This is a genomic window from Pseudomonas sp. Gutcm_11s, from assembly GCF_028649395.1.
Lineage (GTDB): Bacteria > Pseudomonadota > Gammaproteobacteria > Pseudomonadales > Pseudomonadaceae > Aquipseudomonas.
Genome location: NZ_JAQSUW010000008.1, coordinates 57,685 through 64,106, shown reverse-complemented (window position 1 = coordinate 64,106; position 6,422 = coordinate 57,685). Strand labels below are relative to the sequence as shown.

Here is a 6,422-nt window from a genome sequence, read left to right as displayed (position 1 = left end):
GACTCGAACCCCTGTTACCGCCGTGAAAGGGCGGTGTCCTAGGCCACTAGACGAAGGGGACGTGGCCAGGAGCTTGTAACAGCATCCCAACTTTCACCGATTTGGCTTTCGCTAACTCGCTGAAAGTGGCGCGCATTCTATGGAGCCTTTGGGGGAGCGTCAACCCTCAATCAAAACTTTTTTTAAATCAAAGACTTCGCTGCGGAAATTGACAAGGTGCTATCAGCGTAATGGCTAACGCACTACACTCGGGGAAAAAGAAGCGCATCGGGAGGTTTCAGGGTGTCCCCAATCGTTATCACCGCGCTGATAGTCGCCGGTATCGTGGTGCTGTTCGCTATCGCCTACATCAACCATATGGTGGAGAACAGCAAACTGGAGAAGGCCCGCCTCAAGGCCGACCTCAGTGACCGCGTACGTCGCAGCCGGGACGTTTCCGAAAGCATGCCTGGGCAGCTGATGAGCCCTGCCCTCAAGCTCATGCTCAGCCGCCTGGAGCTGCAGTTCGGCGATCGCCTGCTGCAACTGGATAAGCAGAACAGCAACCTGAGAACCCGTCTCGCCGAGCTGCGCGAGATGGTCGCCAAGGGCGACGACATCCCGGTACGCAACCCGCCGCAGCCGATCCTGAACGAAGCCAAGGCCAAGGATATCCGCTTCATCCTTGAGAACCTCCACGGCCAGATCACCCGCGCCGCTCAGGAACACGTCATGCAAGCCGCCGAAGCCAAGCGCTGGCTCGGCGAGATCCGCCACATGCTGGTGCAACTGCATTTCGAGTTCTTCAGCAACCTGGGCCAGCACTCCATGCAGCAAGGCCAGCCCGGCCAGGCCCGCCTGGCTTACGAGCGCGGCGTGCAGTACCTGCGCAAGCAGCCCGATGTGAACCGCTACAAGGCGCAGCTGCAACAGCTGGAAGAACTGCTGGCCCGCGCCAATGCCGTGGTACTGGAGAAGGCCCAACCAGCCGTCGCGGAAACCAGCGAGCTGACCGAGGGCCTCAAGTCCCTCGGCGAAGACGACTGGAAGAAGAAGAACATCTACGACTGAGCCGCATAGCACCCATTCCGCATCGCATACGCATAAAAAAAGCCCGGATCAAACCGGGCTTTTTTGCTTCCAGACGCCGATCAGCAGTCGGTCAGGCGCAGGAATATCTCAGCCAGACGCTCGATGCCTGCCTGGTCCTCGGCAGCGAAACGCGCCAGGCTCGGGCTATCGAGGTCGAGTACCCCGATCAAACGCTCGCCCTTGACCAGCGGCACCACCAGCTCGCTGTTGGAAGCACTGTCGCAGGCGATATGCCCGGGGAAAGCGTGCACATCCTCGACCCGCTGGGTCTGCCGGCTGCTCGCCGCAGCACCACACACGCCTCTGCCGAAGGGAATGCGCACGCAGGCCACCTTGCCCTGGAAGGGGCCCAACACCAGCTGCGCATCCTTGTTGAGGTAGAAACCGGCCCAGTTGAGGTCACCCAGCTCGTGAAACAGGAAGGCGGAGAACTGTGCGGCATTGGCGACGAAGTCGCGCTCGTCGGCCAGCAGCGACTCCAGCTGCGCGGCCAGCAGTTCGTAGCCCTCGCGCCCTTGTCCGGCCTGTTGCAGATCGATCATGGCTGCACCTCCATCAGGCGCTGGCCGACCCAGCTACGAGCGAACTGATAGGCGCAGCGGCCATTACGATTGCCGCGCCCCAGCGCCCAGCGAATGGCCAGGATTTCCAGGTCATGGTCCCACTCCCACCGCAGCCCCGCCTGGGTAGCCAGCACGCTGACCCAGTGGCGCACTACGGCCAGGAAATGGTCCTGGGTGAAGGGATAGAAGGAGATCCACAGGCCGAAGCGGTCGGACAGGGCAATCTTGTCTTCGATCGCCTCGCTCGGGTGCAGTTCGCCATCGACCATGCGGCTGTCGAGGTTGTCGCTCTCCTTCTCCGGCACCAGGTGCCGGCGATTGGACGTGGCGTAGAGCAGCACATTGTCTGGCGCCCGCTCCAGCGAACCGTCCAGCACGCTCTTGAGCACTCGGTAGTCGCCCTCACCGGCCTCGAAGGACAGGTCGTCGCAGAACAGCACGAAGCGTTGCGGCAGATCGGCCAGCGCCTCCACCACCCTGGGCAGGTCGGCCAGATGGTCACGCTCGATCTCGATCAGACGCAGCCCGGTGGCCGCATGCTCGGCCAGCAGCGCCCGCACCAGCGACGACTTGCCGGTACCACGCGCCCCCCAGAGCAAGGCATGGTTGGCCGGCAGGCCGGCGACGAACTGGCGTGTGTTACGCGCCAGCTGTTCGCGCTGGGTATCGACCCCCACCAGGTCGGACAAGCTCAGGTCCAGGCTGACGCGCAGCGGCTGCAGATAACCTGCCCGCCCCTCACGCTGCCAGCGCGCAGCGACCACCGAGCTCCAGTCCAGGGCCAACCGGGGCGCCGGCAGCAGCGGCTCGATGCGCTCCAGCACCGCATCGGCACGCTGCAGAAAATTGTTCAAACGAGAATCCACGACAAACTCCTCATCTCCGCCACTGCCGATCATCCGGCGCTATGGGCTATGCTTGGCAAGGCCTCAAACCAAGGACTCCGCCGCCCCGCAGATGGATATTTCCCTGACCCATCGCCTGTCGTTCAAACAGGCCAAACTGACGGTACTGGCGGCCTTCATCCTGGGAACCCTGCTGAGCCTCATCCAGGTCGGACTGGATTATGCCAGCGAAGACGCCTCCATCGACCGGGAAATCCACTCCCTGCTGGAAATCAGCCACAACCCGGCTGCGCGCATTTCCTACAACATCGACGCCGAACTGGCCCAGGAGCTGGTCCTCGGCCTGCTGCGTTCGCCGGCGGTGATGCGCGCAGAGATCATCGACAACAGCGGCCTGGTACTGGCCTCGGTGGACAAGCCGCCGGTGGAGAGCCGCTATCGGGTGTTCAGCGACTTCATGTTCGGCGAGCGACGCCTGTTCGAGAACCCACTGTTCGTCGACCATGCACCCAACGAGCCCCTCGGCGTGCTGCGTATCGAAGTGGACACCTATGCTTTCGGCAGCCACTTCCTGCGGCGCGCCATGCTCACCCTGCTCACCGGCTTCGCCCGCAGCCTGTTGCTGTCGCTGATCCTGCTGGTGCTGTTCTACGTCATGCTGACCAAGCCCCTGGTCGGCGTGATCCGCGCCCTCAGCGACCGCGACCCACGCCGTGACTTCTCGCCCGTGCCCTGCCCCGGCGGCCACGAGCGCGACGAGATCGGCACCCTGGTGGCGGTGACCAACCAGCAGCTGGCCAACATCCACCAGGAGATCAGTCAACGTCGCGAAGCCGAGGACCGCCTGACCCAGTACCTGGGCGAGCTGGAGAACATCGTCTCCGCCCGAACCGCCGAGCTGAAGGCGACCAACGCCCGCCTGACCCACTCCAACCACGAGCTGGAGCAGGCACGCAGTACGGCCCTGGAAATGGCCCAGGCCCGCGCCGCCTTCCTGGCCAACATGAGCCACGAGATCCGCACTCCGCTCAACGGCCTGCTCGGCATGCTCGCACTGGCCCTGGACGGCAGCCTGAGCAACGAGCAGCGCCAGCAGCTGTCGATCGCCCACGACTCCGGCAAGGTCCTGGTGGACCTGCTCAACGATATTCTCGACCTGTCCAAGTTCGAGGCCGGGCAGCTCGAGCTGGAACGCATCCCCTTCGACCTCGGCAGCCTGGTGGAAGAAACCGCCAGCCTGCTGTCGCAGAACGTCTCGCCGAATGTCGAGCTCACCTGCCTGATCGACCCGCAGTTACCGGCCCAGGTGCTGGGTGATCCGACCCGCGTACGGCAGATCGTCAGCAACCTGCTCTCCAACGCCCTCAAGTTCACCCGCAGCGGGCGTGTGGATCTGCGTGTCAGCCCCTGCCCCACGGGCATACGCCTGCTGGTCAACGACACCGGCATTGGCATCGCCGAAGATGCGCAGAAGCGCATCTTCCACCCCTTCATCCAGGCAGGCGCCGGGATTACCCGCCAGTTCGGCGGCACCGGCCTGGGCCTGGCCCTGACCCGGCGCCTGTGCGAAGCCATGAACGGCGAGCTGAACCTGCAGTCACGCGAAGGCATCGGCAGCCAGTTCAGCGCCATCCTGCCGCTGCCTGCGCACACGCCACCGCCGCGCTGGCCGGGGCTACCGGGCAAGATCGCGGCCATCTGCTCTGGCGGCAGCGGGCTGGCGGAGCTGTTCGACGGCTGGCTGCCCAACTGGGGACTGAGCTATCAGCGACTGGACGACACGACAGCCGCCCCGCAGGCCGACCTGTTGATCTGCACCGATCCGGAGCAATTGCCAGGCCTGCGCCAGCGCTATGCGGGGCCACTGCTGCTGGTATCGGCCTACGGCACCTTCATCCAGGGCGAACAAGCCGCGGCCCTGGCGCCTTTCGAGCAACTGCCGCGCCCGCTGTCTCGCGCCGCGCTGTACCAGAGCCTGCAGCGCCTGCTGCTGCCACACCAGAGCAACGCTGCCGAGCTGCAGGACAAGATCCCGAGCCGCCCGCACCAGGCCCGCGTGCTGCTGGTCGAGGACAACCAGGTGAACCAGATGGTGGCCAAAGGCATGCTCGGCAAGCTGGGCTGTGAAGTGGCCGTCACCGCCCATGGCGGCGAAGCCATCGCCTATCTGGAGAAGCATCAGGTGGACCTGGTGCTGATGGACTGCAACATGCCGGTGATGGATGGCTACGAGGCGACCCGGCGCATCCGCCAGAGCGGCCAATGGGCGGACCTGCCGATCATCGCCCTCACCGCCAACGCCCTGCCCGACGAGCGCGAGCGTTGCCAGGCCGCGGGCATGAACGACTACCTGGCCAAGCCCTTCCGCCGCGAAGACCTGGCCACGCTGCTGGACAACTGGCTGCCACTCACGAGTGAGCCGTAACCAGCGTCAATAGCTGGCCCAGGCTCTGGCGCAGCCCCTCCAAATCATTCATGTCGACCCCGCTCTCGCACAGCAGGCGCTGCTTGAGCGGCAGCACCCGCTCGCGCAATGCCACGCCAGCCTCACTCAGGCCCAGTCGCAGCTCGCGCTCGTCGAGGCTGGAGCGTACGCGCTGCACCAGGCCGAGCTGCTCGAGACGCTTGAGCAGCGGTGTCAGGGTGCCGGAATCGAGCATCAGCCGCTCACCCAGCGCCTTGACCGTAGCGTGTTCCGGCGGGCTGGCCTGCCACTCCCACAGCACCAGCATCACCAGGTACTGCGGATAGGTCAGACCCAGCTCATCGAGCATCGGTTTGTAGGCGCGGATCACCGCCCGCGAGGCGGCGTAGAGCTTGAAGCACAGCTGGTTGTCCAGCAGCAGCTGCGCCTCGGTCTCAGGCAGATCGATCATTTCAGCAGGGCTTCGATCTCGGCACTCAGCTCTTCCGGCTTGGTGGTCGGGGCGAAGCGCTTGACCTCGGTACCGTCGCCGCTGATCAGGAACTTGGTGAAGTTCCACTTGATGCCCTTGCTGCCCAGCAGGCCCGGAGCGCGCTGCTTGAGCTGCACATAGAGCGGGTGGGCGTCGCTGCCGTTGACGTCGATCTTCTTGAACAGCGGGAAGCTGACGCCGAAGTTCAGCTCGCAGAACTCGCTGATGGCGCCCTCGTCGCCCGGCTCCTGCTTGCCGAACTGGTTGCAGGGGAAGCCCAGTACCACCAGGCCCTTGTCCTTGTACTGCTGCCAGACACTTTCCAGACCTTTGTACTGCGGGGTGAAGCCGCACTTGCTGGCGGTGTTGACCACCAGCACAGCCTTGCCGCCGAAGTCCTTGAGCGTCTTCTGCTCACCCTTGATGGTGGTAACCGGGATATCGAAAAGCTTGTCGCTCATGGCCTGTAGGCTCCGCTGGCGGTGAAGGTGCAGCGAATATAGCGAGCAATTCAATTGCACACAATTTAAATGACGCAAAAAGAGGCCCGCCAGTTGGCGAGCCTCACAGCATCTCAGCGCGGGATCAGCTTCAGCGACACCGAGTTGATGCAGTAGCGCAGCCCCGTAGGACGCGGGCCGTCGGGAAAGACGTGGCCGAGGTGGGCATCGCACTTGCCGCACTTGACCTCGATGCGGTGCATGCCGTGGCTGAAGTCCTCCTTCTCGGTGATCACACCCGCGTTCACCGGCTGGAAGTAACTCGGCCAGCCGCTACCGGAGTCGTATTTGGCATCCGAGTCGAACAGCGCTTCGCCGCAACAGGCGCAGTGGTAGATGCCATGCACCTTGCTGTCGTGGTATTCGCCGGTGAAGGCACGCTCGGTGCCACCCAGCCGGCAGACATGGAACTGGGCGTCGGAGAGCTCGTCGCGCCAGGCTTCCAGGGGTTTATCGATCTTTTCCATGGGGTACACCTCAGAGCAGGAAAAAAGCCCGGCACCTACCTTTTCCGGGCATCGGGCCGCACGTATCATGCGTCCCTCT

7 protein-coding genes are annotated in these 6,422 nt (G+C 64.0%); 2 read left to right on the top strand and 5 right to left on the bottom strand.

Going from position 1 to position 6,422, the window contains the following annotated elements:
• Window positions 1-282: 282 nt before the first annotated feature.
• Window positions 283-1,050 carry a hypothetical protein gene (locus PTT45_RS02600; protein WP_273811386.1) on the top strand — a complete coding sequence of 256 codons (768 nt, stop codon included), beginning with the start codon at window positions 283-285 and terminating at the stop codon, window positions 1,048-1,050.
• Window positions 1,051-1,130: 80 nt separating this feature from the next.
• Here PTT45_RS02600 and PTT45_RS02595 read toward each other — a convergent pair whose 3' ends face one another.
• Both PTT45_RS02595 and PTT45_RS02590 read right to left on the bottom strand, forming a co-directional pair.
• The gene (locus tag PTT45_RS02595) at window positions 1,131-1,613 is read right to left on the bottom strand and encodes a GAF domain-containing protein (protein ID WP_273811385.1); all 483 of its coding nucleotides are present in this window, start codon (window positions 1,611-1,613) and stop codon (window positions 1,131-1,133) included.
• The gene (locus tag PTT45_RS02590; protein WP_273811383.1) at window positions 1,610-2,500 is read right to left on the bottom strand and encodes an ATP-binding protein; all 891 of its coding nucleotides are present in this window, start codon (window positions 2,498-2,500) and stop codon (window positions 1,610-1,612) included. Before PTT45_RS02590 ends, PTT45_RS02595 begins: the two co-directional genes overlap by 4 nt.
• Before the next feature lie 91 nt (window positions 2,501-2,591).
• Between PTT45_RS02590 and PTT45_RS02585 the strand changes: the two genes are divergently transcribed.
• The gene (locus tag PTT45_RS02585; protein ID WP_273811382.1) at window positions 2,592-4,904 is read left to right on the top strand and encodes a hybrid sensor histidine kinase/response regulator; all 2,313 of its coding nucleotides are present in this window, start codon (window positions 2,592-2,594) and stop codon (window positions 4,902-4,904) included.
• Here the strand turns inward: PTT45_RS02585 and PTT45_RS02580 are convergent.
• The 3 genes from PTT45_RS02580 to msrB form a co-directional block, all read right to left on the bottom strand.
• The gene (locus tag PTT45_RS02580; RefSeq protein ID WP_273811381.1) at window positions 4,888-5,355 is read right to left on the bottom strand and encodes a MarR family winged helix-turn-helix transcriptional regulator; all 468 of its coding nucleotides are present in this window, start codon (window positions 5,353-5,355) and stop codon (window positions 4,888-4,890) included. The genes PTT45_RS02585 and PTT45_RS02580 overlap by 17 nt on opposite strands.
• Window positions 5,352-5,837: a glutathione peroxidase gene (locus PTT45_RS02575; protein ID WP_273811380.1), complete on the bottom strand. Its 486-nt coding sequence runs from the start codon at window positions 5,835-5,837 to the stop codon at window positions 5,352-5,354. Before PTT45_RS02575 ends, PTT45_RS02580 begins: the two co-directional genes overlap by 4 nt.
• A 113-nt stretch (window positions 5,838-5,950) precedes the next feature.
• Window positions 5,951-6,343 (bottom strand): peptide-methionine (R)-S-oxide reductase MsrB, encoded by a 393-nt coding sequence (gene msrB / locus PTT45_RS02570; protein WP_273811379.1) that lies wholly within the window; start codon window positions 6,341-6,343, stop codon window positions 5,951-5,953.
• Between the last annotated feature and the right edge of the window lie 79 nt (window positions 6,344-6,422).

Bases quoted from the DNA above. Each gene is read 5' to 3' on its own strand.
- PTT45_RS02580 (WP_273811381.1), bottom strand. From the start codon at position 5,355: ATGATCGATCTGCCTGAGACCGAGGCGCAGCTGCTGCTGGACAACCAG.
- PTT45_RS02585 (WP_273811382.1), top strand. From the start codon at position 2,592: ATGGATATTTCCCTGACCCATCGCCTGTCGTTCAAACAGGCCAAACTG.
- msrB (WP_273811379.1), bottom strand. From the start codon at position 6,343: ATGGAAAAGATCGATAAACCCCTGGAAGCCTGGCGCGACGAGCTCTCC.
- PTT45_RS02575 (WP_273811380.1), bottom strand. From the start codon at position 5,837: ATGAGCGACAAGCTTTTCGATATCCCGGTTACCACCATCAAGGGTGAG.
- PTT45_RS02595 (WP_273811385.1), bottom strand. From the start codon at position 1,613: ATGATCGATCTGCAACAGGCCGGACAAGGGCGCGAGGGCTACGAACTG.